Source organism: Streptomyces sp. P9-A4 (assembly GCF_036634195.1).
In the GTDB taxonomy this organism is placed as follows: Bacteria; Actinomycetota; Actinomycetes; order Streptomycetales; family Streptomycetaceae; genus Streptomyces.
This window is the reverse complement of record NZ_JAZIFY010000001.1, coordinates 2,245,380-2,270,356: the sequence shown is the minus strand read 5'-3', so window position 1 is coordinate 2,270,356 and position 24,977 is coordinate 2,245,380. Positions and strand designations below refer to the sequence as shown.

General features: G+C 72.1%; 22 protein-coding genes. 9 read left to right on the top strand and 13 right to left on the bottom strand.

What is annotated here, in order from left to right; all coding sequences use genetic code 11:
• Positions 1 to 50: 50 nt before the first annotated feature.
• The 3 genes from V4Y03_RS10215 to V4Y03_RS10205 form a co-directional block, all read right to left on the bottom strand.
• Positions 51 to 815 carry a VC0807 family protein gene (locus tag V4Y03_RS10215; protein WP_332434714.1) on the bottom strand — a complete coding sequence of 255 codons (765 nt, stop codon included), beginning with the start codon at positions 813 to 815 and terminating at the stop codon, positions 51 to 53.
• Between the two features lie 122 nt (positions 816 to 937).
• Positions 938 to 1,525 carry a TetR family transcriptional regulator gene (locus V4Y03_RS10210; RefSeq protein ID WP_332434713.1) on the bottom strand — a complete coding sequence of 196 codons (588 nt, stop codon included), beginning with the start codon at positions 1,523 to 1,525 and terminating at the stop codon, positions 938 to 940.
• Between the two features lie 85 nt (positions 1,526 to 1,610).
• Positions 1,611 to 2,657, bottom strand: coding sequence for an aldo/keto reductase (locus tag V4Y03_RS10205; RefSeq protein ID WP_332434712.1), 1,047 nt, complete (start codon positions 2,655 to 2,657; stop codon positions 1,611 to 1,613).
• Positions 2,658 to 2,862: 205 nt separating this feature from the next.
• Here V4Y03_RS10205 and V4Y03_RS10200 point away from each other — a divergent pair, with 205 nt between their 5' ends.
• Positions 2,863 to 3,120 (top strand): DUF6243 family protein, encoded by a 258-nt coding sequence (locus tag V4Y03_RS10200; RefSeq protein ID WP_332434711.1) that lies wholly within the window; start codon positions 2,863 to 2,865, stop codon positions 3,118 to 3,120.
• A 76-nt stretch (positions 3,121 to 3,196) separates the two neighbouring features.
• On the opposite strand, the gene V4Y03_RS10195 is transcribed toward V4Y03_RS10200, so the two are convergent.
• The gene (locus V4Y03_RS10195; protein ID WP_332434710.1) at positions 3,197 to 4,648 is read right to left on the bottom strand and encodes an MFS transporter; all 1,452 of its coding nucleotides are present in this window, start codon (positions 4,646 to 4,648) and stop codon (positions 3,197 to 3,199) included.
• A 52-nt stretch (positions 4,649 to 4,700) separates the two neighbouring features.
• Here V4Y03_RS10195 and dusB point away from each other — a divergent pair, with 52 nt between their 5' ends.
• The 3 genes from dusB (at position 4,701) to V4Y03_RS10180 (ending at position 10,473) form a co-directional block, all read left to right on the top strand.
• Positions 4,701 to 5,837: a tRNA dihydrouridine synthase DusB gene (gene dusB / locus V4Y03_RS10190; protein ID WP_317874167.1), complete on the top strand. Its 1,137-nt coding sequence runs from the start codon at positions 4,701 to 4,703 to the stop codon at positions 5,835 to 5,837.
• A 357-nt stretch (positions 5,838 to 6,194) separates the two neighbouring features.
• Entirely contained in the window at positions 6,195 to 8,906 is a 2,712-nt protein-coding gene (ppdK, locus tag V4Y03_RS10185) for a pyruvate, phosphate dikinase (RefSeq protein WP_317874168.1), read from the top strand.
• Positions 8,907 to 9,450: 544 nt separating this feature from the next.
• A complete protein-coding gene (locus V4Y03_RS10180; RefSeq protein WP_332434709.1) occupies positions 9,451 to 10,473 on the top strand; it encodes an ArsR/SmtB family transcription factor in 1,023 nt (340 codons plus the stop codon).
• On the opposite strand, the gene V4Y03_RS10175 is transcribed toward V4Y03_RS10180, so the two are convergent.
• Positions 10,443 to 11,600 carry an alkaline phosphatase PhoX gene (locus V4Y03_RS10175; RefSeq protein ID WP_332434708.1) on the bottom strand — a complete coding sequence of 386 codons (1,158 nt, stop codon included), beginning with the start codon at positions 11,598 to 11,600 and terminating at the stop codon, positions 10,443 to 10,445. The genes V4Y03_RS10180 and V4Y03_RS10175 overlap by 31 nt on opposite strands.
• Before the next feature lie 174 nt (positions 11,601 to 11,774).
• Here V4Y03_RS10175 and V4Y03_RS10170 point away from each other — a divergent pair, with 174 nt between their 5' ends.
• The 3 genes from V4Y03_RS10170 (at position 11,775) to V4Y03_RS10160 (ending at position 13,863) form a co-directional block, all read left to right on the top strand.
• On the top strand, positions 11,775 to 12,854 hold the full coding sequence (locus V4Y03_RS10170; RefSeq protein ID WP_332434707.1) for a hypothetical protein: 1,080 nt from the start codon (positions 11,775 to 11,777) through the stop codon (positions 12,852 to 12,854).
• A 56-nt stretch (positions 12,855 to 12,910) separates the two neighbouring features.
• On the top strand, positions 12,911 to 13,360 hold the full coding sequence (locus tag V4Y03_RS10165; RefSeq protein WP_332434706.1) for a group III truncated hemoglobin: 450 nt from the start codon (positions 12,911 to 12,913) through the stop codon (positions 13,358 to 13,360).
• 89 nt (positions 13,361 to 13,449) lie between these two features.
• The gene (locus tag V4Y03_RS10160) at positions 13,450 to 13,863 is read left to right on the top strand and encodes a VOC family protein (RefSeq protein ID WP_317875978.1); all 414 of its coding nucleotides are present in this window, start codon (positions 13,450 to 13,452) and stop codon (positions 13,861 to 13,863) included.
• Between the two features lie 51 nt (positions 13,864 to 13,914).
• On the opposite strand, the gene V4Y03_RS10155 is transcribed toward V4Y03_RS10160, so the two are convergent.
• The 5 genes from V4Y03_RS10155 to V4Y03_RS10135 all read right to left on the bottom strand — a co-directional run bounded on the left by V4Y03_RS10155 (position 13,915) and on the right by V4Y03_RS10135 (position 19,543).
• Entirely contained in the window at positions 13,915 to 14,676 is a 762-nt protein-coding gene (locus V4Y03_RS10155) for an SDR family NAD(P)-dependent oxidoreductase (protein ID WP_317875977.1), read from the bottom strand.
• A 156-nt stretch (positions 14,677 to 14,832) separates the two neighbouring features.
• Positions 14,833 to 15,417, bottom strand: a complete 585-nt coding sequence (locus V4Y03_RS10150) for a TetR/AcrR family transcriptional regulator (RefSeq protein ID WP_332434705.1) — start codon at positions 15,415 to 15,417, stop codon at positions 14,833 to 14,835.
• A gap of 18 nt (positions 15,418 to 15,435) precedes the next feature.
• Complete coding sequence (nirD, locus tag V4Y03_RS10145; RefSeq protein ID WP_332434703.1) at positions 15,436 to 15,798, bottom strand: nitrite reductase small subunit NirD; 363 nt, start codon at positions 15,796 to 15,798, stop codon at positions 15,436 to 15,438.
• A complete protein-coding gene (gene nirB / locus V4Y03_RS10140) occupies positions 15,795 to 18,350 on the bottom strand; it encodes a nitrite reductase large subunit NirB (protein ID WP_332434702.1) in 2,556 nt (851 codons plus the stop codon). Before nirB ends, nirD begins: the two co-directional genes overlap by 4 nt.
• Positions 18,347 to 19,543: an NAD(P)/FAD-dependent oxidoreductase gene (locus V4Y03_RS10135; protein ID WP_332434701.1), complete on the bottom strand. Its 1,197-nt coding sequence runs from the start codon at positions 19,541 to 19,543 to the stop codon at positions 18,347 to 18,349. The genes nirB and V4Y03_RS10135 overlap by 4 nt, the downstream gene beginning before the upstream one ends.
• Before the next feature lie 278 nt (positions 19,544 to 19,821).
• On the opposite strand from V4Y03_RS10135, the gene V4Y03_RS10130 reads away from it, so the two are divergent.
• Both V4Y03_RS10130 and V4Y03_RS10125 read left to right on the top strand, forming a co-directional pair.
• The gene (locus V4Y03_RS10130; protein ID WP_332434700.1) at positions 19,822 to 21,240 is read left to right on the top strand and encodes a ferredoxin reductase family protein; all 1,419 of its coding nucleotides are present in this window, start codon (positions 19,822 to 19,824) and stop codon (positions 21,238 to 21,240) included.
• Between the two features lie 245 nt (positions 21,241 to 21,485).
• On the top strand, positions 21,486 to 22,271 hold the full coding sequence (locus V4Y03_RS10125; RefSeq protein ID WP_317875971.1) for a sulfite exporter TauE/SafE family protein: 786 nt from the start codon (positions 21,486 to 21,488) through the stop codon (positions 22,269 to 22,271).
• 10 nt (positions 22,272 to 22,281) lie between these two features.
• Here the strand turns inward: V4Y03_RS10125 and V4Y03_RS10120 are convergent, their stop codons facing one another.
• From V4Y03_RS10120 to V4Y03_RS10110, 3 genes are all read right to left on the bottom strand, one after another.
• Complete coding sequence (locus V4Y03_RS10120; RefSeq protein WP_317875970.1) at positions 22,282 to 22,899, bottom strand: class F sortase; 618 nt, start codon at positions 22,897 to 22,899, stop codon at positions 22,282 to 22,284.
• A gap of 98 nt (positions 22,900 to 22,997) precedes the next feature.
• Positions 22,998 to 23,510: a hypothetical protein gene (locus tag V4Y03_RS10115; RefSeq protein WP_317875969.1), complete on the bottom strand. Its 513-nt coding sequence runs from the start codon at positions 23,508 to 23,510 to the stop codon at positions 22,998 to 23,000.
• A gap of 692 nt (positions 23,511 to 24,202) precedes the next feature.
• Positions 24,203 to 24,970, bottom strand: a complete 768-nt coding sequence (locus V4Y03_RS10110) for an aminotransferase class IV (RefSeq protein WP_317875968.1) — start codon at positions 24,968 to 24,970, stop codon at positions 24,203 to 24,205.
• Between the last annotated feature and the right edge of the window lie 7 nt (positions 24,971 to 24,977).

The window sequence follows — 24,977 nt, the reverse complement described above, 5'->3', positions numbered from 1 at the left end:
GGGGGCTTTCCCGTGGAGTCGGGCGGCTGCGGCGGTCAGGCGGACGGGAGTTACGCTCCCGTGCCTGCTCCCGCTCCCGCCGCCGCTGCCGCTGCCGCCTGGTCCTCCGCCTGGCGCCTCGCGCCCTCGGCCGCGCGGCGCTTGCCGAACCAGGCCGTCCACACGCCGAGGACGCCGAGTACGCCGTAGATCATGAGCGGGCTGAGCGTCACCATGGTCGCGGTGCTCAGCGTGTACGCCAGACTGATCCGCACCAGCGCCTCGGCCACGTACGCCACGCCCCACACCAGCGTCATCGTGCGCATCGTGGAGCGGAAGCCCTCGAACTGCCACATGCCGTTCCACCAGGCCGTGCTCGCCGGAGTGCCGTCGGTCGCGAACTTGCGGCCGAAGTAGAACATCAGCGGTCGCGGCGCCAGCAGCGTGACCAGACAGAGCAGCCCGAACAGCCCCGTCACGCCCGAGTCCTTGATGAGCAGCGCGCGGGCGGTGTGCGCGCCGATCAGCGAGACCAGGGCCGTGATCACCAGGAAGACCAGGGTGACGACGGCGAACTCGTCGACCTTGCGCCGCCAGGCGACCATGATGGCGCTGTCCAGGACCGGCCAGACACTGCCGGCGAGCAGGGCGGTGAACTCGGACCAACCGTGGTTCTCGGTCAGGGTGTTGTACGTGACGATCGGCGCGACGACATTGAGGCCGATGGTCAGGATCCAGCCGAGCGCGGCGGAGCCTCCGGAGCGGGCGGGCTGCCCCGGTTGTCCGTCGGCCGGTGCGGCCGGTGGCCCGCCGGGTGCGGACAAGGCGTCGGACATGGTTCCCCCTGGTGCTGAAATCGGGCGCGGTGCGGGAGAAGGCTAGTCATGTTCCGGACAAGGAACGGGCAAGTCCGCTCCAAGTGATCTTCAAATGCCGCCGACGCGCGCCCCGGCGGGGGTCAGACGCGCAGCCCTCGCAGCAACAGGCCCACCACGGCCTCGAATTCGGTCCCGATCGTGGGCCGCCGCCACTCCGGCGCGTACGCAGGGTCGTGGAACCGGGCGGTCGCGTCGAACAGCGCGCGGGCCGTCGCCTCCGGGTCGGGGGCGACGAACTCCGCCTCCCGGGTCCCCTCCTCGACGATCGACCGGACCTGGTCGATCAGGATCCCGACGTGCTGGTCGACCACGCCGCTGTTCTCGTCGATCAGCACCCCGTACGTCGCGAACAGCTCCGGGTCGTCGCCCGCCTTGTGCCGCTTGGCCTCGAAGAGCAGCGCGAACCAGTCGTGCAGCTTGGCCGGCGCCGCCAGCTCCGGCTGCGCCGTCAGCTCGGCGAGCGCCTTCTCGGTCCGCGAGAGCCACCGCTCGGTCACCGCCTCGCGCAGCGCCGCCTTCGTGCGGAAGTGGCGGTAGACACTGCCATGACTGACACCGAGCACCCGCGCCACGTCCACCACGGTCGCCTTCGCCGGCCCGTACCGCCGCAGCACCTCCTCGGTTGCTTCGAGGATGCGCTCTGCGGTCAGGGTCTCGGTGGCGGCCATGGAATGACAGTACCTGTCAGTCCCCGCGGACCGGCGGACACGGACCCGGAGGCGGGCCCGGTCCCCGGCAGGGTCACGGACATCGTCAGCGCTCGCTGTCCAGGTGGGCCATCTGGGCCGCCGGGTAGCGGTCGCCGGATGCCGCGTCTGCCGGGACGGCTTGCTCTATCGCGGTCAGGTCGGCCGCGTCGAGGGTGATGTCGAGGGCGCCGAGGGCCTCCGCCAGACGGTCCCTGCGGCGGGCGCCGAGCAGGGGGACGATGTCCTCGCCCTGGGCGAGGACCCAGGCGATGGCGGTCTGCGCGACCGTCACGCCCTTCGCCTCGGCGACCGTCCGCAGCCGGTCCACCAGGTCCAGGTTCCGTCCGAGGTTCTCGCCCTGGAAGCGCGGGCTCATGCCCCGGAAGTCGTTCGGCGCCAGTTCCCGGTCCCGGGTGAAGTGGCCGCTGATGAGCCCCCGCGACAGCACGCCGTACGCCGTGATGCCTATGCCCAGCTCGCGCGCGGTGGGCAGGATCTTCTCCTCGATCGAGCGGGAGATCAGCGAGTACTCGATCTGGAGGTCCGCGATCGGGGCCACGGCCGCCGCCCGGCGCAGGGTGTCCGCGCCGACCTCCGAGAGCCCGATGTGCCGCACGTGCCCCGCCTCCACCAGCTCCGCGATGGCGCCGACGGTCTCCTCGATCGGCACGTCGGGGTCGGCGCGGGCGATCCGGTAGATGTCGATGTGGTCCGTGCCGAGGCGCTGGAGCGAGTACGCCGCGAAGTTCTTCACCGCGGCCGGCCGCCCGTCGTATCCGCTGAAGCCGCCCTCGACCGTGCGCAGCGCGCCGAACTTCACGCTCGTCAGCGCCTGCTCGCGGGCGCCGGCCGGGGCGCTCCGCAGCGCCTCCGCGATCAGCAGCTCGTTGTGCCCCATCCCGTAGAAGTCGCCCGTGTCGAGCAGTGTCACCCCGGCGTCCAGCGCCGCGTGGATCGTCGCGATCGACTCGGCACGGTCCGCCTCGCCGTACAGCGCGGACATCCCCATGCAGCCGAGGCTCAGCGCGGAGACCCGGGGGCCGGTGGTGCCGAGCGGACGGGTGGGAACGGAGGTCTGTGCCGTCGTCTTCGTCGTCTGTGTCGTCTTCATGGAACAACCATGACATGACCGATGACAGATTTCAATATCTGTCATTCGTGTGGGTGAAGCGGGGGCGTGGAGAAAACCGGGTGCCGACGGGAGCGGGCCGGGGGTAGCGTCGCCGGCATGTATTCGTTCTTCCAGATCTACGAGTGAGCGCCTTCGGCGCCAGGCCGAGCCCCACCGAAGCCCACCTCACTGACGGGAGAACACCGTGTCCAAGAGCCGTAACAACAACCTCCTCGGCGTGGGCGGACAGCGCAAGAAGCTGTCCCGCGCCGACCAGCACGGCACCGGCCAGGGCCGCAACGCGGCCCGAAGCTCCGCCGACGACCGCAAGCAGGAGCTGCTGAAGAAGATGCGCGAGCGCGCGCAGGCGGCAGCGGAGAGCACCGACGCGGCGGAGAGCACCGACGCCGCGGACACCACGCAGGCGGCCGAGCACGCCGACGCCGACACCGGTCGGCAGTAGCAACCACGAAGGGCCCGGGGCGCACTCCGCCCCGGGCCCTTCGTCCTGCCCGGGGCGCACGCCGCACCGGCCCCCTTCACCGCGACGTCGCCCTCTCCGTCGCCACCCCGCTCCCTTCCCCCTCCTCCGCCAGGCACCTCGCCGTCCGTTCCGCCGTGCGCCTCGCCCAGCTGCCGCTCGTCAGCGCCCCGACCGCCAGGACGGCCAGCCCGCAGGCCGTCACCACCCAGTAGGCCGGCCGCGCCGCCGCCACGAAGGTGTCCGGGGACGTCCCCGTCCCCACTCCGGCCGCCAGGACCGCGCCCACGACCGCCACTCCGAGCGTCTGCCCCACCTGGCGGCTCGTCGAGGCCACTGCCGACGCCACCCCGGCCTGCGCGCGGGGCATGCCCGAGACCGCCGTGTTGGTGATGGGGGCGTTCACCAGGCCGAAGCCGATGCCGAACATCACGTACCCGGCGAAGAGCAGCGGATCGCTCGTCTCGGCCCCGAAGGCCGCGAAGAGCAGCGCCCCCGTCGCCATCGCCGTGCCCGCGAGGAGCAGCGGAAGCCGGGGTCCACGCGCGCCCGTGAGCCGTCCCGACAGCGGGGCGAAGACGAAGGTCATGCCCGCCATCGGCAGCATGTACAGACCGGCCTGGAGCGGCGAGAGGCCGCGCACGTCCTGGAGGTACAGCGTGTTGAGGAAGAGGAAGCCGCCGAACCCCGCGAAGGCGCAGACCGCGACCACCGTGGCCCCGCTGAACGGCGCGCTGCGGAAGAACCGCAGGTCGATGAGGGGTTCGCGGCGCCTCGGCTCGTACAGGAGGAGTCCGGCGAGCGCCCCGGCCGCGATACCGGCGAAGAGCGGGTCGGTCTCGATGATCGCGTACGTCAGGGAGCCGAGGAGCGCCGCCACCAGGAGCTGCCCGACCGGGTCGGGGCGCCGGGGCCGGGGCGCGCGGGACTCGGGGACGTACCGCAGGGTGAGGAGCAGCGCGAGGCCGGCGACCGGCAGGTTGACCCAGAAGATCGCCCGCCAGCCGACCGACTCGACGAGCAGACCGCCCACCAGGGGGCCCGCGGCCATGGAGACGCCGACGACCCCGCCCCAGATGCCGATGGCACGCGCGCGTGCGGCGGGTTCGGTGAAGGTGTTGGTGATGATCGACATGGCGACCGGGTTCAGCATCGAGCCGCCCACGGCCTGGACGGCCCGGAAGGCGATCAGCGCCTCCAGGTTCGGTGCGAGGGAGCAGAGCAGCGAGCCGAGCGCGAAGACGACGAGGCCGGTGACGAAGACCTTGCGGCGGCCGACGCGGTCGGCGGTGGAGCCGGCGAGCATGAGCAGCGAGGCGAGGACCAGGGTGTACGCGTCGATGACCCACTGCAGGCCGGTGACGGAGGCGTCGAGGTCGCGCCGCAGGGTGGGCAGGGCGACGTTGAGCGCGGTGTTGTCCAGGCTGACGATCAGCAGGCTCATGCAGCAGATCGCCAGGACGAGGAGTTGCCGGCGCCGGGGGAGCGGCGAGCGTGTGAGCTCGGGCATGTTCGGATAGTACGGCTAACTAATGACCGCCGCAGTACGCGACAATGACTCCATGACCGCGTTCTCCCCCCTCGCCATCGGGCCGCACATCGTGCAGCCGCCGGTGGTGCTCGCCCCCATGGCCGGCATCACCAACGCCCCCTTCCGTACCCTCTGCCGCGAGTTCAGCGGCGGCAAGGGGCTGTTCGTGAGCGAGATGATCACGACCCGCGCCCTGGTCGAGCGCAACGAGAAGACCATGCAGCTCATCCGCTTCGACGCGACCGAGCAGCCGCGCTCGATCCAGCTGTACGGAGTGGACCCGGTCACCGTCGGCAAGGCCGTGCGGATGATCGTCGACGAGGACCTGGCCGACCACATCGACCTGAACTTCGGCTGTCCGGTCCCCAAGGTGACGCGGAAGGGCGGCGGCTCCGCGCTTCCCTACAAGCGGCCGCTGCTGCGCGCGATCCTCAACGAGGCCGTGACCAACGCGGGCGACCTGCCGGTCACGATGAAGATGCGCAAGGGCATCGACGACGACCACATCACCTTCCTCGACGCGGGCCGGATCGCGGTGGAGGAGGGCGTCACGGCGATCGCCCTGCACGGGCGGACGGCCGCCCAGCACTACGGCGGTACGGCCGACTGGGACGCCATCGCGCGCCTCAAGGAGCACGTGCCCGAGATCCCGGTGCTCGGCAACGGCGACATCTGGTCGGCCGACGACGCCCTGCGGATGATGCGGGAGACGGGCTGTGACGGCGTGGTCGTCGGGCGCGGCTGCCTGGGGCGTCCGTGGCTCTTCGCGGACCTGGTGGCGGGCTTCGAGGGCACGAAGGCGTACGCGGCGCCCGGTCTGCGGGAGGTCGCGGACGCGATGGTGCGGCACGCGCGGCTGCTCGGCGAGTGGCTGGGTGACGAGGCACGCGGTGTCATCGACTTCCGCAAGCATGTGGCCTGGTACCTCAAGGGCTTCTCGGTGGGTTCCGAGATGCGCAAGAAGCTGGCGATCACCTCGTCCCTGGACGAACTGAGCGCTCAGTTGAGCGAGCTGGACCTGGACCAGCCGTGGCCGGTGGGTGCGGACGGTCCTCGGGGGCGTACGTCCGGAAACAACCGAGTTGTCCTGCCGGAGGGCTGGTTGAAGGACCCCTACGACTGCGCCGGGGTGAGTGAGGACGCCGAGCTGGACACGTCCGGCGGCTGAGATCCGGCCTTTCCGGGGGAGTGATCCTCGCCACCCTTGAGGGGGGTGGTGCTCAGATGAGCAGGTTACAAAAGGCTGCACTGCCTGAAAGGGTGGCACTGGGTGCCACCCTTTTTGTGTTCAAGAGTTGAACGCAAATGGGCGAAGGGTATGCTCGGATGAGCGAAATCCCGTCGATTCGGCCCCCTCTGCCTTCGGGGTCTGAAAGCGGAAGCTTCGCCTCGGTAACTTTCGAAGTGCTGGCGGACGGGTGGTTAAGACCACGTGTCCGCTAGGCGTACCTCCCCAGAAGCCTTCGATCTGGGTATGTTCCTCGCCGTCAGGGCAGCCAACCGAGTCATCGAGGAGTCGGGACCCGTGTCGGAAAACAATGATCAGAAGTTCGTGTACGACTTCACCGAGGGCAACAGGGACCTGAAGGACCTGCTCGGTGGCAAGGGCGCGAACCTGGCCGAGATGACCAACCTCGGTCTGCCGGTCCCCCCCGGCTTCACGATCACCACCGAGGCGTGCAAGGTCTACCTCGAGAGCGGTTCGGAGCCCGTGGAGCTCCGCGACGAGGTCAGCGCGCACCTCGACGCCCTCGAGAGCCAGATGGGCAAGAAGCTCGGCCAGGCCGACGACCCGCTGCTCGTCTCCGTCCGCTCCGGAGCCAAGTTCTCCATGCCGGGCATGATGGACACGGTCCTCAACATCGGCCTCTCCGACGAGTCCGTCACCGGACTCGCCCGCCAGGCCGACAACGAGCGCTTCGCCTGGGACTCGTACCGCCGCCTCATCCAGATGTTCGGCAAGACCGTCCTGGACGTCGACGGCGAGCTGTTCGAGGAGGCCCTCGACGAGGCCAAGGCCGAGAAGAAGGTCGCCAGCGACACCGACCTCGACGCCGCCGACCTCAAGAAGGTCGTCGAGCACTTCAAGGGCATCGTGAAGGCCGAGACCGGCCGCGACTTCCCCCAGGACCCGCGTGAGCAGATGGACCTCGCCATCGAGGCCGTCTTCAACTCCTGGAACACCGACCGCGCGAAGCTGTACCGCCGCCAGGAGCGCATCCCGGGCGACCTCGGCACCGCCGTCAACATCTGCTCGATGGTCTTCGGCAACCTCGGCCCCGACTCCGGCACCGGCGTCGCCTTCACCCGCGACCCCGCCTCCGGTCACGCCGGCGTCTACGGCGACTACCTGCAGAACGCGCAGGGCGAGGACGTCGTCGCCGGTATCCGCAACACCGTGCCGCTGGCCGACCTCGAGTCGATCGACAAGACCTCGTACGACCAGCTCATGCACATCATGAACACGCTGGAGACCCACTACAAGGATCTCTGCGACATCGAGTTCACCATCGAGCGCGGTCAGCTCTGGATGCTCCAGACCCGCGTCGGCAAGCGCACCGCCGGTGCCGCCTTCCGCATCGCGACCCAGCTCGTGGACCAGGGCCTGATCGACGAGGCCGAGGCGCTCCAGCGCGTCACCGGCGCCCAGCTCGCCCAGCTGATGTTCCCCAAGTTCGACGAGAACGCGAAGGCCGACCAGATCGGGCGCGGCATCGCCGCCTCCCCGGGCGCGGCCGTCGGCAAGGCCGTCTTCGACTCGTACACGGCCGTCAAGTGGTCCCGCTCCGGCGAGAAGGTCATCCTGATCCGCCGCGAGACCAACCCGGACGACCTGGACGGCATGATCGCCGCCGAGGGCATCCTCACCTCCCGCGGCGGCAAGACCTCGCACGCCGCCGTCGTCGCCCGCGGCATGGGCAAGACCTGTGTCTGCGGTGCCGAGGAGCTGGAGGTCGACACCAAGCGCCGCCGGATGACCACCTCCGACGGCCAGGTCGTCGAGGAGGGCGACGTCGTCTCCATCGACGGCTCCACCGGCAAGGTCTACCTCGGTGAGGTACCCGTCGTACCGTCCCCGGTCGTCGAGTACTTCGAGGGCCGGATGCACGCCGGCGCCGACGACGCGGACGAGCTGGTCGCCGCCGTCCACCGGATCATGGCCTACGCGGACCGCGTCCGCCGCCTCCGGGTCCGCGCCAACGCCGACAACGCCGAGGACGCCAACCGCGCCCGCCGCTTCGGCGCCCAGGGCATCGGCCTCTGCCGCACCGAGCACATGTTCCTCGGTGAGCGCCGCCAGTTCGTCGAGCGGCTGATCCTGGCCGACACCGACACCGAGCGCGACCAGGCCCTCGAAGCCCTGCTCCCGCTCCAGCAGACGGACTTCGTCGAGCTCTTCGAGGCCATGGACGGGCTGCCCGTCACGGTCCGGCTGCTCGACCCGCCGCTGCACGAGTTCCTGCCCGACATCACCGAGCTCTCGGTACGCGTCGCCCTCGCGGAGTCCCGCAAGGAGCCGCACGAGAACGACCTGCGCCTGCTCCAGGCCGTCCACCGGCTGCACGAGCAGAACCCGATGCTGGGTCTGCGCGGCGTCCGCCTCGGCCTGGTCATCCCCGGCCTGTTCACCATGCAGGTGCGGGCCATCGCCGAGGCCGCCGCCCAGCGCATCGACGCCAAGGGCGACCCGCGCGTCGAGATCATGATCCCGCTGGTCGGCACCGTCCAGGAGCTGGAGATCGTCCGCGAGGAGGCCGAGACGGTCATCGCCGAGGTCCAGGCCCGGACCGGCGTCGAGCTCAAGCTCGCGCTCGGCACCATGATCGAGCTGCCGCGCGCCGCCGTCACCGCCGGTCAGATCGCCGAGGCCGCGGAGTTCTTCTCCTTCGGCACCAACGACCTGACCCAGACGGTCTGGGGCTTCTCCCGCGACGACGTGGAGGCCTCGTTCTTCACCGCGTACCTCGAGAAGGGCATCTTCGGCGTCAGCCCCTTCGAGACCATCGACAAGGACGGTGTCGGCGCGCTCGTGCGCAGCGCCGTCCAGGCCGGCCGCGCCACCCGCCCGGACATCAAGCTCGGTGTCTGCGGCGAGCACGGCGGCGACCCGGAGTCGGTGCACTTCTTCCACGAGGTCGGTCTCGACTACGTCTCCTGCTCGCCCTTCCGGATCCCGGTGGCGCGTCTTGAGGCCGGCCGCGCGGCGGCCGAGTCGAAGGGCAGCGACAGCCGCTGAGCCACGGGGCTCCGGGCCCCGGCTCCGAGCCGCGGGCGCCGAGCCCCGCTCGACCCCCGGGGCCGCCGTCGGTCAGCTCTGCGACCCTCACCGGCGGGCGGCGGCTCCGGATTCACAAAAAGAGACGGGACGGACACCTTTGTGCGGAGGTGTCCGTCCCGTTGTTTGTTTGCCCGTAGAGCTGATGTGAGTCAATGTTCAATTGCGCCTGATCGAATTATCGGCCATTGAACTTCCCCGGTTCCGTACCGAAAAGAATGGAGCAGGCGCGACCCCCGGATCCCCACCCGGAGGCCGCGCCCTTTACCGTTGCCGGGCAGGTGAGCCGCAACCTCGCCGACCGCCGCCGGACGGGCAAAGCCCCCCACGGTCTTCGCCACGTCACCTCGGTCCTGAAGGTTTCCTGCCCGACCCGTACAGCTTTTCGGTTCCCTGGTGATTGCCGCGATGCCTTTCAACTGTGGCTGAAACACCCTGGTAACCTGCAGTGATGCTGTGCATACTCGTTGTCGGGGGTGGTTGCGAGTGCACAGGTGGGGACGTCATGCTGCGGATTCATTTCACCGGAATCGACTTGGCGGGGGTGCGGACGGCGGCCCGGCCGGACGTTCTGTGGGAAACGATTCTGAGCTTTCACCGTTTAAGGGACCGGCGCGGACCCGTCGTCTTCGGAGAATGGCGCTCCGAAACGCGGATGCGGCTCGGCGGTGAGACGAGGCTGCTTGCCGCGCTCGTTCCCAGCCGCGGCTATTTCCCCGACTTCCTGACGCCCGCGGAAGGCGTCCAAGGGCTCGACGAGGGACTCCAGGCGATCCGCGCGACCGACACCGGCCGGCTGCGCGGCGAACTCTCGCTGCTCGCCGCCGACCGCTCCGGCGGGCGGACCGTGCCGCATTCGCTGCGCGCCCTCGCCGACGGCGGCGCGGAGCCCTTCGACCGGCTCGTGGGGGCGCTGCGGAGGTACCACCGGGCGGCCGTCGAGCCGTTCTGGCCGCACATCCGGGCCAGGGTCGAGGCCGACCGGGCCCGCCGGGGCCGCGCGCTCCTGGACGGCGGCGCCGAGGAACTCCTCGCCTCGCTGCCGCCGATGCTGCGCTGGAAGGCGCCCGTCCTGGAGGCGGACTACCCGGTCGACCGGGATGTCCACCTCGACGGGCGGGGGCTGCTGCTCCAGCCCTCGTACTTCTGCCGCGGGACCCCCGTCGTGCTGCGCGATCCCGTGCTGCCGCCGGTCCTCGTCTACCCCGTCACCCACGGCGAGGCGCCGACCGTCCGCGCGCCGGGCGGCTCCTCGCTCGCCAAGCTGGTCGGGCAGACCCGCTCGGCGGTCCTGCACGCGATCGGGGACGGCGGTACGACCAGTGAGCTGGCCCGCCGGGCCGGGGTGTCGCTCGCCTCGGCGAGCCAGCACGCGGGCGTGCTGCGCGAGGCCGGGCTCATCGCGACCCTCCGTCACGGCAACGCGGTCCTGCACACCCTGACGCCGTTGGGCGCCGCCCTGCTCGGCGGCGCCCAACGGACGGTCGACCTGCGTTGCTACGCGCGGAACGGCCCCGTCACCTCGTAGGTGATGCCGCCCGAGGAGCTGCCGCTGGTGCCGCGCTGGCTGGAGAAGTACAGCCGCCTGCCGTCGGGGGAGAAGGCGGGGCCGGTGATCTCGGAGCCGGACTGGCCGCTGATCCGCAGGAACGGCGCGACGACGTCGTCCGGGGTGATCAGGCAGATCTCCATGTTGCCGCCGTCCTCGGCGACGAACAGGTCGCCGGAGGCGCTGCCGGTGACGTTGTCGACGCCGGTGAGCGGCGCGCCGCCGCCGGAGACGAGCGAGTCGTCGTAGGCCAGCTCGTAGGTGCCGGCGGCGAGGTTGACCTGCCAGACCCGGTTGTCGCCCTTGGTGGTGAACCAGACGGTGTCGTCGGAGTAGTAGCAGCCCTCGCCGCCGTTGAAGTGCTTCGCGCCGGAGACCTGGGTGCGGGTGGTTGTCGGGGAGCCGTCCGGGTCCGGCACGTTCTGCCAGGTGAAGGTGCCGGAGGTGGCGGTGGAGGCCTTGAAGACCTGGAGGGTGCCGGCGGAGAGGCTGCCCCAGGTGGTGGGGATGAAGCGGTAGAAGCAGCCGTCGGTCTCGTCCTCGGTCAGGTAGATCACCTTGCGGACCGGGTCGGCGGCGGCGGCCTCGTGCTTGAAGCGGCCCATCGCGTCCCGGCGGTAGGCGGTGCCGCCCCAGGGGTTCGACTCGTAGACGTAGCCGAGGGACACCTCCTCGCAGGAGAGCCAGGTGTTCCACGGGGTGGCGCCGCCCGCGCAGTTCTGGCGGGTGCCGGAGAGGATGCGGTACGCGCCGGTGATCGCGCCCGCCGAGTCGAACTTCACCGCGCTCGCGCCGCCGCTCGGGTTGATCTCCGAGTTCGACACGTAGATCCAGCCCGTGCCGTCGGCGAAGCAGGCGCCGCCGTCGGGGGCGCTGTGCCAGGCGTACGAGGTACCGGGGACCGACTGGCCGGACCGGGCGATCACCCGGCTGGTGAACCCGGCGGGCAGCAGGATGCCGTTGGCGTCCGCCGCGCCGAGCGCGCCGTAGGGGCCGGCGCCGGGCTGGGCGGGGGCGGCGAAGGCCGCGCCGTGCCACAGGCTGCCGCCGAAGGCGGCGGCCGAGGTGCCGATGACCGCTCCACGCAGGAAACTGCGTCGCTCCACGTCTCACTCCTGAGAAGGGTGGTGAACCGCCCCGTCGCGCCGGTCGGGCGACGGGGTCGCGCGCTTCCGGAACCTAGGAGTGCGGAATTGACTGTGCATCAACAAACGGTGAAGGGGAAGCGGCGGGCGGCGGGCGGGGACCCGCCTGTCGGTGCCGGCCGCTACCTTCAGGCCATGTCGATCTCCGCACGTCCGGTCCTCGCCCGTCCACTCGGCTCGGTACGGCTGCCCGGTGCCTCGGGACTGCTCCGGAACACGGCCTTCGAGACCCGGGCGGACGGCCCGCGCCGCGCCCTGCTGTTCCACGGCGACGGCCTGGAGGTCCACGACCTGGAGGACCTGTTCGCCGGGGAACGGGCGCCGGGGACCGTCTTCCCGATGCCCTGGCCGGGCTGGGCCAGGGGCGGGGCCTCGGTGAGCCCGGACGGCACCTTCGCGGTCTTCTCCGGCCAGCGGGCGGTCCGGGCCGTCCGCGCGGACGGCGCGACGCTGTGGGAGCACCGGCACCCCTGCTGGGGCCCCGAGCCGGGCCACTCGCACACCGGGGACGAGCAGCAGGTCTGCGGCGGCTTCGAGCACGGCTCCTGCCGGATCTCCGACGACGGCCGCTTCGTCTGGACGCACGCCCTGACCCCGGGGGAGGAGTACGACGAGTGCTGGTCCGTCCTCGACGCGCGGGACGGCCGCGAGCTGGCCCGGCTGCCCCTCGACGACAGCGCGGCCGCCGGCTCCTCCCACCTCTCCCACCCCGACGGCGTCCACATGGGGCTCTGCATCGGCATGGGCCAGGACGGGGTCCTGCTGTACTGGGCGCGCTGGGACGGCGAGCGGCCGACCGTGTGGGACCTCGACGAGACGCTCGACCGCATCCTCGCGGACGTCCACCCGGCCCACGAGGGCTTCCTGACCGTCGAGCACTACGGGGAGGACCTGCGGCTGCACGCCCTGGACGGCACGGTCCTGGCCGAGCGGGGGCCGGTCCCGGCGGCGGAGGAGTCCGAGGAGGACGAGCTGCCGTGGGACCACCGGCCCGGCTTCGTCGACGCCGGCACCGTCATCGCGACCACCGGCGTCGAGTACGACGTCGACGACGCGGGCCCCCGCCACTGGCTCCTCGACGCCCGCACCCTGGAGATACGCGGAACCGTCACGTATCCCGGCGGCCCCGTCGACAGCCCGGCCCACCCCCTCGGCGACGGAAGCTGGCTCACCTGCGACGAGGCGGGCGGGACGCTCCACCGCTGGGCGGTCTGACGTCCGGGGCCTTCGGCCCTTGGGGATGCCGGTGCCGGCGGGGGACACTGGGGGGCATGCGTGTCACCCGGGACATCAGCGACCTCGACGACCTCGACGTGCTGCTGCGGCGCTTCTACGGCGCCGCCTTCGCCGATCCGCTCATCGGGCCCTTCTTCACCGAGGTCGCCGGGACCGACCTGGAGGCCCATCTGCCGCACATCGTGGACTTCTGGGAGAGGGCCCTCCTCCGCACCGCCGAGTACCGGCGCGACGCCTTCGCCCCGCACGGGGCCCTGCACGCCGCACGGCCCCTCACCGCCGCCCACTTCGGCCGCTGGGTGCAGCTCTGGCGGGCCACCGTGGACGGGCTGCACTCCGGGCCCCGGGCCGAGCGGGCCAAGGCGCAGGGCGAACGGATCGCCCTCGCCCTGCTGCGGCGGCTCGCCGGGCCCGGCGCGGCCACCGGCGGCACGGGCGGCGGGTTCGTCCCGCTGGCGGCCCTGGAGCTGCGCTCCGTCGCCTGAGCGAAAAGAATCCCCGGGAGAGCGATGAGTTCCGAGGGGCGGGCCCGTCCTACCTCTCGACAGCACCGCACGAGGGAAGAGAGCACATCATGGCCCCGCAGATGATCTTCGTGAACCTGCCCGTGAAGGACGTCTCCGCCAGCAAGACCTTCTTCGAGAAGCTCGGCTACTCCATCAATCCGCAGTTCAGCGACGAGACCACCGGCTGTGTGGTCATCAGCGACACGATCTTCGCGATGCTCCTCGAAGAGCCCAAGTTCCAGTCCTTCATGGCCCCCGGCAAGGAGATCTCCGACGCGACCAAGGCCACCGAGGTGCTGGTCACGCTGAGCGCCGAGAGCCGCGAGAAGGTCGACGAGCTGGCCGACGCCGCGCTCGCGGCCGGTGGCACCCCGGCGAAGGAGCCGATGGAGCTGGGCTTCATGTACGGCCGCTCGTTCACCGACCTGGACGGCCACCACTGGGAGATCTTCTGGATGGACCCGGCGGCGGCCCAGGGCTGAGCCCGGTAGCGGGCCGCCACCGGACCGGGGGCAGGGCCCCCGGCCACGTACTCAGGCGGAGACGCCGCCGTCGATCACCAGGTCCGTGCCGACGGCGGAGCCCGCGTCGTCCGACGCGAGGTACAGCACGGCCGCCGCCACCTCCGCGGCGGAGGAGATCCTGCCCAGCGGCGACTCCTCCTTCATCCGGACCTCCCGCTCGGCCTCCGTCTCGCCGGGCCGCAGCGACATCGCGGACTCCGAGGCGCCGGGGCTGACCGCGTTGATGCGGACCCCGTCGGCGATGTGGTCCAGCGCCGCGGCCCTGGTCAGCGCCGACACGGCCGCCTTCGACACCTGGTAGCCGAAGACGCCGGGGATCCGGACGTGCGGGCCCAGGTTCGACGCGATGTTCACGATGGCCCCGCCGCCGTGCGCCCGCATGTGTGCCACCTCGGCCTGGAGGGCGTGCAGCACCCCCGTGACGTTGATGTCGAGCAGCGTCTGCCAGTCGTCCAGGGGGAAGTCGGCGGCGCTGTGCCCGCCGCGGAAGACTCCGGCGTTGTTCACGGCCACGTCGAGACCGCCGAACAGCTCGACCGTGCGCCGGACCAGCTCACGGGTGGACGCGGCGCCGGACACGTCGGCGGTGACGGCCGCGGCCGTGCCCCCGGCGGCCTCGATCAGGGCCACCGTCTCCTTCAGCGGCCCTTCCGTACGGCCGGCGACGACGACCTCGGCGCCCTCGGCGGCGAAGGCGAGCGCGATGGCCCGGCCGAGACCGGAGCCGGCCCCGGTGACGAGGGCGACGCGGTCGGTGAAGCGTGCGGACATGGGTGACTCCCCTGTGATGGTCGGCGGGTGGTGCGGGGTGGTGCGGGGTGGTGCGGTCGGGCCGGTGCTCGTGACGATGCGGGGGAGTGTTTGAACTTGACCGTACGTTCCATAATGAGGTCCGAAGGACGGGCGCCCCCCCGTGGGCGCCCGTTCTCAGTCCAGCAGGCCCAGTGCCTGTTCCGCCGCGTCGCGGACCCTGGCCGGGTCGCTCGACACCTTGCCGACCACCCGGATGCCCTGCATCAGCACCAGCAGCATCCGGGCGAGCGCCCGGGGGTCCCGGTCGGCCGGGAGCTCGCCCCCGGCGCGGGCCCGGGTGAGCGCCCCGTGGAGCAGCGTCTCGATCAGCTCCCAGCTGAGCTCGACCCGGCGGGCGACCGCCGTGTCGTGCGGTCCCAGCTCCGTCGCCGAGTTGGTGACGAAACAGCCGTTCAGCCGCTCCCCGTCCGTCATCGCCTCGGTGGCGAAGCGGCGGACCAGCGCGCGGACGGCCGGCAGTGCGGGGCCCGGCGTGGACAACTCCTCGACGATCCACGGGTCGCGGGTCTCCAGGTAGTGGTCCATCGCCTTCAGATACAGCTCGTGCTTGTTGCCGAAGGTCGCGTAGAGACTGGCCCGGCCGATGCCGAGGTGCTCCACGAGGTCCGACATCGCCGTCGCCTCGTAGCCGCGAGCCCAGAACAGTTCGAGCGCTGCCCGGAGCGCGGCGTCGGGATCGAATTCCTTGGTCCTGGCCACAGAAAGACCGTACGTCTTTCAAGAACGATCGGTCAATATATGGTCGCGCTGGACCGACCGCACCGGATACACCGCCACCGTCACCCCGTCGTCGTCCAGGCACCGGCCCGTCTCCAGGTCGAAGCGCTGCTTCAGGAGCGGCGAGGCCACGAACGGCCGCCCGTCCGAGGAGCCGACGAGCCCCCGGGAGAGCACCCGCGCCCCCGTGAACGGATCGCGGTTGTCGATCGCGTACGTCCGGCCCGAGCGGTCCCGGAAGACCGCCGCCTGTCTGCCGTCCGGCAGCAGCGCCGCCACCCCCCGGCCGGGGGTCAGCCTGGACTCCTCGCAGACCGCCAGCCAGGCGTCGGGGGACGGGGAGAGTTCGAGGGTCGTCGTCATCGGGAAGCGGCCCCTTCCGGTGTGCTGTTCGTCCTGCCGAGCGTCAGGATCGTGAGGTCCGGCTTGATCTGGTCGCGCTCCGGCACGAACCGGACCGTGGGGTCCGGCGCCTCCGGCGCGTTCACGAAGGAGACGAAGCGGCGCAGCCGCTCCGGGTCGTCCAGGGTCTGCGCCCACTCGTCCCGGTAGCCGGCGACGTGCGCCGCCATCAGTGCCTCCAGCTCCTCGCAGAGCCCGAGCGAGTCGTGCACCACCACGTCCTTGAGGTGGTCGAGCCCGCCCTCCAGGCGCTCCAGCCAGGCCGACGTCCGCTCAAGGCGGTCCGCTGTCCGGATGTAGAACATCAGGAACCGATCGATCAGGCGCACCAGTTCGGTGTCCGAGAGGTCCTGGGCGAGCAGGTCCGCGTGGCGCGGGGTCGCGCCGCCGTTCCCGCCGACGTACAGGTTCCAGCCGTTCGCCGTCGCGATGATCCCGAAGTCCTTCGACCGGGCCTCGGCGCACTCGCGGGCGCAGCCCGAGACCGCCGACTTCAGCTTGTGCGGGGCGCGCAGCCCCCGGTAGCGCAGCTCGAGGCGGATGGCCGTCCGCACCGAGTCCTGGACGCCGTAGCGGCACCAGGTCTGACCGACGCAGGACTTGACGGTGCGCAGCGCCTTGCCGTACGCGTGCCCCGACTCGAAGCCCGCGTCCACCAACCGGGTCCAGATGGAGGGGAGTTGGTCGACGCCGGCGCCGAAGAGGTCGATCCGCTGGCCGCCGGTGATCTTCGTGTAGAGGCCGAAGTCCCGGGCCACCTCGCCGATCACGATCAGTTTCTCCGGGGTGATCTCGCCGCCGGGGATGCGCGGCACGACCGAATAGGAGCCGTTGCGCTGCATGTTGGCGAGGAAGTGGTCGTTGGTGTCCTGGAGGGCGGCCTGCTCGCCGTCGAGGATGTAGCCGTCGATGCCGAGCGCCGGGGCCAGGGAGGCCAGGATCGAGCCGACGGTCGGCTTGCAGACCTCGCAGCCCTCGCCGCCCCGCGCCTCCTCCCGCCCGTGCGAGTCGAGCAGCGCGGCGAAGGAGGTCAGCCGCAGGGTGCGGGCGATCTCGTACAGCTCGCTCCGGGTGTACGGGAAGCAGCCGCAGAGCCCCTTGTCCACGGCGGCCGGCAGCAGCTTCTCGATCGTCTTCACACAACTGCCGCAGCCCGTACCGGCCTTGGTGCACTTCTTCACCTCGGGCAGCGAGGAGCACTGCCCGATCGCGTGCTTGGTCACGTTGTGGCAGGAGCAGATCACCGCGTCGTCCGGCAGCGCCGAGGGGCCGAGCGCGACCGGGGCGCCCGCGCCGGCCGGGAGCACCAGCTGCTCGGGGGAGACGGGCGGCACGGAACCGGTGAGCGGGCGGAGGAGCCCGTACTGCTCGGCGTCACCGACCAGGACACCGCCGAGCAGCACCCCTTCCCCGGAGATCACCAGCTTCTTGTAGACGCCCGATCGGGAGTCGGAGTACACGACGTCGAGACAGCCCTCGGCCGCTCCGTGCGCGTCGCCGAAGGAGGCCACGTCCACGCCGAGCAGCTTCAGCTTCGTCGACATGTCGGCACCTGTGAAGCCGGCGCCCTCGCCCACCCCGGCCTCGTCCGCGAGGACCGCCGCGACCGTCTGCGCCATCTCGTAGCCCGGCGCCACCAGGCCGTACACCCGGCCGTCCACGGCGAGCGCGCACTCGCCGATCGCGAAGACCGCCGGGTCGGAGGTGCGGCACCGCTCGTCGACCGCGATGCCGCCGCGCTCCCCGACCGTGAGCCCGCAGTCGCGGGCCAGCCGGTCCCGGGGCCGTACCCCGGCGGAGAACACGACCATGTCCGTGGGCAGTTCGGAGCCGTCCGAGAGCTTCATCCCGGTCACGGCGCCGTCCGCCGTCACCACCTCCTGGGTGCCCGTGCCGGTGTGCACGGTCAGGCCCATCCGCTCGATCGTACGGAGCAGGGCCGCGCCGCCGCCCTCGTCGACCTGCACCGGCATCAGGCGCGGCGCGAACTCCACGACGTGGGTGTCAAGGCCGAGCCCGCTGAGCGCGCCCGCCGCCTCAAGACCGAGCAGCCCGCCGCCGACGACCGCTCCGGTCGTCGCCGTCCGCGCGTACTCCTCGATCGCGAGCAGGTCCTCGATCGTGCGGTAGACGAAACAGCCGCGGGCGTCCTTGCCGGGGACGGGCGGCACGAACGGGTACGAGCCGGTGGCCAGGACCAGCGTGTCGTACGCGAAGACCCGCCCCGAGCGGGCCGTGACCGTACGGGCCTCCCGGTCCACCGAATCGGCCGGGTCGCCCACGTACAGCTCGATGGAGTGCTTCTCCAGGAAGCCCGCCTCGACCATCGACAGCTCGTCCGGGGTCCTCCCGGAGAAGTACGAGGTCAGCTGCACGCGGTCGTAGGCCGGGCGCGGCTCCTCGCAGAGGACCACGATCCGGGCCCGCTCGGTGACGCCACGGTCCGCGAGCGCCTCAAGGAACCGCTGGCCGACCATTCCGTGGCCGACCAGGACGATGGTGGGGGTGGTCATGAGGAGCCTCCGTCGTGGGTGAGCAGATGGAGCAGGGGCGCGTCGCCGGGCAGGGCCTCGTCGCCCTCCCAGGCGCGGGCGAGCGTCCCGACCGCGGCCAGATCGCCGAGGAGGACGCCCCCGACGAGCCGGTCACCGCGGACGACGACCTTGCGGTAGGCGCTGCGCGTGGCGTCGGTGAGCTGGACGACCTCGTCGCCCGGCAGCGCCGTGACCTCGCCGAACGCGGCGAGGTCGAGCGGCCGCGCACCGCCGAGGGTGAGCCGGGTGAGGGCGCGGGTGCCGGTGTAGCGCGCGCCCGGGAGTCCGGCCGTGAGCAGGTCCGCCAGCACGTCGGCCTGTTCGAGCGCCGGGCCCGCGAGGCCGTAGCTGCGGCCCCGGTGCTCCGCGCAGTCGCCGACCGCGTGGATGTACGGGTCGGAGGTGCGGAGTTCGTCGTCGACGACGATGCCGGTGGCGATGTCGAGCCCCGCCTCACGGGCGAGGGCGACGCGGGGGCGCACCCCGCAGGCGAGGACGACGACCTGGGCGTCGAGGACGAAACCGTCGGCGAGTTCGACGGCCGTGACGGCCCCGTCGCGCTGCCGGAGGCCGCTGACGCGGCACTCGGTGTGCACCTCGACGCCGAGGGCCGTGACATGGTCGTGGAGCAGGGCCGAGGCATGGGCGTCGAGTTGACGTTCCATCAGCCGTTCGCCCTGCTGGGCCAGGACCACGTCCGCGCCGAGCGCGGCGAGGGCACGGGCCGCCGAGACGCCGAGAAGACCGCCGCCGATGACCACCGCCCGCACCCCCGGCCGGACGGCGGAGCGCAGCTCCAGGCAGTCGTCGAGGGTACGGAAGGGGTGGACGCCCTCCGGCGGTTCCACCCCGCGCACCCCGCGCAGCGGCGGCAGCACCGGGTTGGAACCGGTGGCCAGGACCAGCCGGTCGTAGCCGACGAGGGAGCCGTCCGCGCACTCGACCGTCCGCGCCGCCCGGTCGATCCGCACCGCCCGCGTCCCGAGCCGCGCGGGCTCCCGGGTCCCGGGCAGGGCGATCACCTCGGGGGCGTACCGCCCGGCGAGGACATCGGCGAGCAGCACCCTGTTGTACGGTGCGTGCCGCTCCTCGCCGAGGAGGGTGACGGGGAGGCGCTGGGCGAGCCGGGCGCCCGCCGTTCCGCCCCCGACCACCACGATCCGTGTACTCATGACGGGAAGCGTGCGCGGCCGGTGTTACCCGACGGCATCCCGGCTGTTTCCCGTACGGAACGCTGATCTCCGTGCCCGGTCCGGAGGGCTGTGAGGGTGCGTGGGAGGGGGCGAGGGCGGCCGGACCGGAGTCCGGGCCGCCGGTCGGGGCGAGGACCGGGCCGAGGACGGGCCGAGGGTTAACCCGTGGTCAGGCTCGGCTCAAGCCCGCCTTAAGAATCGGGCCGGAGGGCCTGAGCTGCGGATTCCCGTATACGGGGGACCCTAGGGTGCCGGATGTGACCTCCGAGGCCCGCCCCCACCCGCTCTACGTGCCCCTGCCCAGCCGGCCGGCCCCCGTTCCGGCGCCCGCCCCTCCGGCAGCGGCAGACCACGCCCCCGTCCCCGTCCTCCGCCTCGCCCCCGACCGGCTGCGGACCGGCATCCTCGCCGGGGCCGGAGCAGTCGCCCTGCTCTGGGGCCTCCAGGCCCGGCCCTCCGCCCGGCTCGACGCCTTCTTCGCCACCGGCGCCCACCTCACCGGCCTGCTCGCCGGCTACGGCGTCCTGGTCCTCCTGCTCCTCATGGCCCGCGTCCCCGCCGTCGAACACGGCGTCGGCGCCGACCGGCTCGCCCGCTGGCACGCCCTCGGCGGCCGGTACGTCCTCGGTCTGATCGGCGCCCACGCGCTCCTCGCCCTCATCGGCTACGCCGTGCACACCCGTACCGACCTCGTCACCGCCACCGGGGGCCTCCTCGGATACGGGGCCATCGCCGCCGCCACCGTCGGCACCGCCCTGTTCGTCGCCGTCGGCGTCACCTCCGCCCGGGGCGTACGGCGGCGCGTCGGACACGAGACCTGGCGGGCGGTGCACCTCGGAGGGCTCCTCGCCGCCGCCCTCGGCTTCGTCCACCAGCTCGCCGGACCCGACCTCGCCGACAGCCTCCTCATCCGCTGGCTCTGGTCGATGGCCCACGGCACCGTCGCCGTCCTCCTCCTCTGGTACCGGATCGTCGTCCCCGTCCGCGCCGCGCTCCGCCACGAACTGCGGGTCGTCGAGGTCCGCGACGAGGGCCCCGGAGTCGTCTCCGTCCTCGTCCGGGGCAGAGGAGTGGCCCGGCTCCGGGCCGAACCCGGCCAGTTCTTCCGCTGGCGCTTCCTGCGGCGCGGACTCTGGTCGACCGCCCTGCCCTTCTCCCTCTCCGCACCCGTCCGCGACGACACCCTGCGGATCACCGTCAAGGCGCTCGGCGACCACACGCGCCGTATCCGGCGGCTCCGCCCCGGCACCCGGGTCCTGGCCGCCGGACCGTTCGGTGCGCTCACCGCCCACCGCCGCACCCGCCGCAAGGTCCTGCTGCTCGCCGGCGGCGTCGGCATCACCCCGCTGCGCGCCCTCTTCGAGACCCTGCCCGGCGGGCCCGGCGACGTGACCCTGCTCTACCGGGCCTCGGACGCGACCGGACTCGTCCTCCGTACGGAACTGGAGGCCATCGCCCGCGAACGGCAGGCCGCGCTCCACTTCCTCCTCGGCCCCTCGGACGACTCCTTCGACCCGCTCGCACCCCGCGCGCTGCGCGACCTCGTGCCCGGACTCGCCGCCCACGACGTGTACCTGTGCGGGCCGCCCGCGATGGCACGGGCCGCCACCGCCCATCTGATCCGGGCCGGTGTGCCGGCCTCCCGCATCCACAGCGAGGACTTCGACCATGGCTAGACACGGCGCACCCCGCGTCCCCAGACACGGCGCACCCCGCGCTTCCACCGTCAGGCGGGCCCGGCGCCGGCTCGCCGCCGCGCTGATCGGCGCCGGGGCGCTGGCCGCGACCTTCCTCACCGCCTCCGTCAGCCCGGCCGCCCCGCCGGCCCCCGACCGGGAACCGGGCGCCGCAAGCTCTGACGTAGCTCAACTCTCCAGAGATTGATGGACGGGGCAACGACCGCCTCCCTAGGCTCACGGACATGCCCGAGATCTCGTTGACCACCCTTGTCCTGCTCTGCCTCGCCGCGCTCGTGGCCGGGTGGATCGACGCCGTGGTCGGCGGTGGCGGGCTGCTCCAGCTGCCCGCCCTGCTGCTCGGGCTCCCGCACGTCCCGGCCGCGCACATCCTCGGCACCAACAAGGCCGTCTCGATCGTGGGTACCACCGGGGCCGCCGTCACCTACCTCCGCAAGGCGCCCGTCCAGGTGGGGACGGCGGTGCGGATCGGACTCGCGGCCCTCGCCGGCTCCATGTGCGGCGCCTTCTTCGCGGCCGGGATCAGCAGCGAGGTGCTGCGCCCGGTCATCATGGTGGTGCTGCTCGCGGTGGCGGCCTTCGTGATGCTGCGGCCCTCGTTCGGCGCGAAGGCCGAGGGGGAGGACCGGGCGCCGCTGACCCGGGCCAGGATCGTGACCGCGATCGTCGTCGTGGGCGGCGGTATCGGGTTCTACGACGGCCTGTTCGGGCCCGGCACCGGCACCTTCCTGGTCCTCGCGCTGACCGCCGTGCTCCACCTCGACCTGGTGACGGCCTCGGCCACCGCGAAGATCGTCAACGTCTGCACCAACGCGGGCGCGCTCGCCATGTTCGCCTATCAGGGCAGCGTGTACTGGCAGCTCGCCGCCGTCATGGCGGTCTTCAACCTGGTGGGTGGGACCGTGGGGGCGCGGATGGCGCTCAGCAAGGGCGCCGAGTTCGTGCGCGGGGTGCTGCTGGTGGTCGTGCTGTCGCTGGTCGCGAAGCTCGCCTTCGACCAGTGGGCGTGACCTCCGCCGTCTACCGGACCCCGATGAGGTGCCCGAAGGCGACCACGTTCCCCTGGTAGCCGTTCTTCTTCGAGAAGCCGCCGCCACAGGTGATCACCCGGATCTCGGCCCGGCCGGCCTCGTCGTACACCTTCCGGTCCGGGAACCCCCGGTTCTCGTAGACCTCGACCGCGTCGACGGTGAACACCGCCGTACGCCCGTCCTGCCGGTCCACCTCGATCCGGTGGCCCTTCCTCAGCGCGCCGAGCGTGTAGAAGACGGCCGGCCCGTCGGCGTTGTCGACATGGCCCGCGACGATCGCCGTGCCCCTGGCGCCGGGCGTGGTGCCGTCCCCGTACCAGCCGGCCATGTTCCGGTCCCGCGCCGGTGGCACGTCGAGCGAGCCGTCCGGGGCCAGACCGAGCCGCATCATCGGGGCGTCCACGTCGGTCTCCGGGATGCGCAGCCGGACCGGCGGCGACGGCGGCAGCGGGTCGGCGGCGGCGTCGGTGTGCACGCTCGGCCCGGCGGCGAAGGCCTGCGCGGCCGACGGTACGGGCGGGGTGACCTGCTCCGAGCCGTTCTGGACGAGCCAGAGCCCGACGCAGGCGGCCACGGCTATGCCCCAGCCCTTGCTCCTGTTGCTCACCTGGTTTCCTTCGCGTCCTCACGGGGCCGGTGGTGATGTGGCCCTGCCCCCGCCGGGCCGTGTTCGGGCGCTCGGCGGGGGCAGGGCGGGCGGGGGTCTCAGTGCCCCTGCGCGCCGCTCGCCCGGCGGCGCAGAAGCCAGACCCCGCCCACGGCAGCCGCGGCCAGCACCGCCGCACCTGCCGTGACCTGGGCGGTGTCGGGGCCCACACTGCCCCCGACACCGGTCTGGACGTGGCCGCTCGGACCCCGGTGCTTGACGGTCAGGTCGCCCCGGGCCGTCTTTCCGTTGTCGCAGGCCACACTGATGCCGTAGGTGCCGGGCTTGGCGTGCTCCGGCACGTTGAACTGACCCACCACGACCTCTCTGTGGGTGCTCGGGTTCAGCTGGAACTCGCCCGCTCCGAGCGAGTTCGCGTCCCCGACGCCGTGACCGTGCTCCCCGCAGGCGAGGGTGTTGACGGTGACGGTGGTGCCCGGTGAGGCGGAGGAGGGGGAGACTTCGAGCGACTCCGGATTGTTGTTGTTGGCGTACGCGCCGGGAGCGGCGAACGCCCCCAGCGCGGCGACCGTCAGCGCGGTACCGGTGAACAGACGGACAGTGGTGCGCATGGGGGGCCTCCGGGGCGCGCGAGCGGTCATGCCGTGCGGTCCTCCCGGGAGGGACTTCCCGGAAACGACCTTCTGAGACCGAGATAAGAGCCGCCGCGCGCCCCGCGCCTGCTGATGAGGCATCAGGATGGGGCCGTCCGATACGGTGTGTCGACTGGATTCCCGGCATCTACGCAGGTCAGGCCGGGTGCCGAAGGCGTCAGCTGGCGCCCGGTGCCGAACGGGTGACGGGGTCGGGGACCCCGTTCCCGTGCAGCCCCAGCGGGACCCGGACCGGCAGAGGGACCCGGGCGACCGGTGCGCCGGAGAAGTCGCGGGCGGACGCGTCAGCGCGAAGTCGTGCATGTACGGGTTGCCGGGCACCCGGACGGTCCTGGTGGCGTCCATCACGATGTGCTGGATGTCGTCGGAGCGGTAGAGGAAGGCGAGCGAGTGCAGTTCGCCGGTGTGCGGGGCGAAGAGCGAGTGGGCGTTGGCGCTGTACCCCTCGGGGGTCGGCCCCGGGCCGCAGGGGCCCGCCGTGTCCGGCTCGTAGCCGAGTTCGTACGGGAGGCTGCCTCCCTCGACGAGGGCGCGGCGCAGCCGGGCGAAGCCCTCCCGGTACAGCGCGTCGATCAGTCCCTCCTTCCCGCCGGACATCGTGTAGATGACCTTGGTCGACGCGCCGATGTGGAGGGGGGCTCCGTGGCGCGTCAGGGCCGGAGTTCGTCCCGCTCCACCGCGTCGTACGCCGCGTACACCCGCCCCATCAGCTCCTCGTCCACCGCGAACGCGACCTCGTCGATCGCCGTCACGGGGGCGATGCCCCGGGAGTTGGTCACCAGGGCGGCCCGGTACCCCGGCAGGTCCGCCAGGGTGACCGGGCGCCTGACCGAGCCCAGCCGGGGCGCCAGCAGGGCCATCGTGATCCCTTCGAGGCAGGGCGCCGAGGGCCAGACCAGCGAAGTTCCGTCCCAGAAGGCGATGTTGGTGATCGCGCCCTCGGCGATCTCGCCGTACGGGGAGGTCAGCAGGGCCTCGTCGAAGCCGGCCCGCACGGCCGCCTCGCGGTGGTAGCTCTGGCCGAAACCGCCCAGGTGCTTGATGTGGGGGGCGGGGCGCCAGTACTCGGCGGTCGTCAGCCGCTGCGGGGTGCCGGGGCCGTCCGGGGCCGGTGCGGCGACCGTCACCGCGACGCGGACGCCCGGGTACACGTACACCCGCAGCGAGGCGTCCCGCCGCCCGGCCCGCTCCAGGGCTCCGGCTGCCAGCGCGCGGACCTCCTCGCCGTCCAGCCCCCGGCCGAACAGCTCCCGGGTGGAGCGGTCCAGGCGGGCGAGGTGGAGGCCGAGCCCCTTCACGCGGCCCTCCCGCACCTGCATGGCCGTGAAGTGCCCGAAGCCGGTCATGACGGCGGCCAGCAGTCCCGGGTCGGCCACGGGGGCGCCGTCGATCTCGATGTGCGGAGGCGGAGTCGTCATGCGCTCA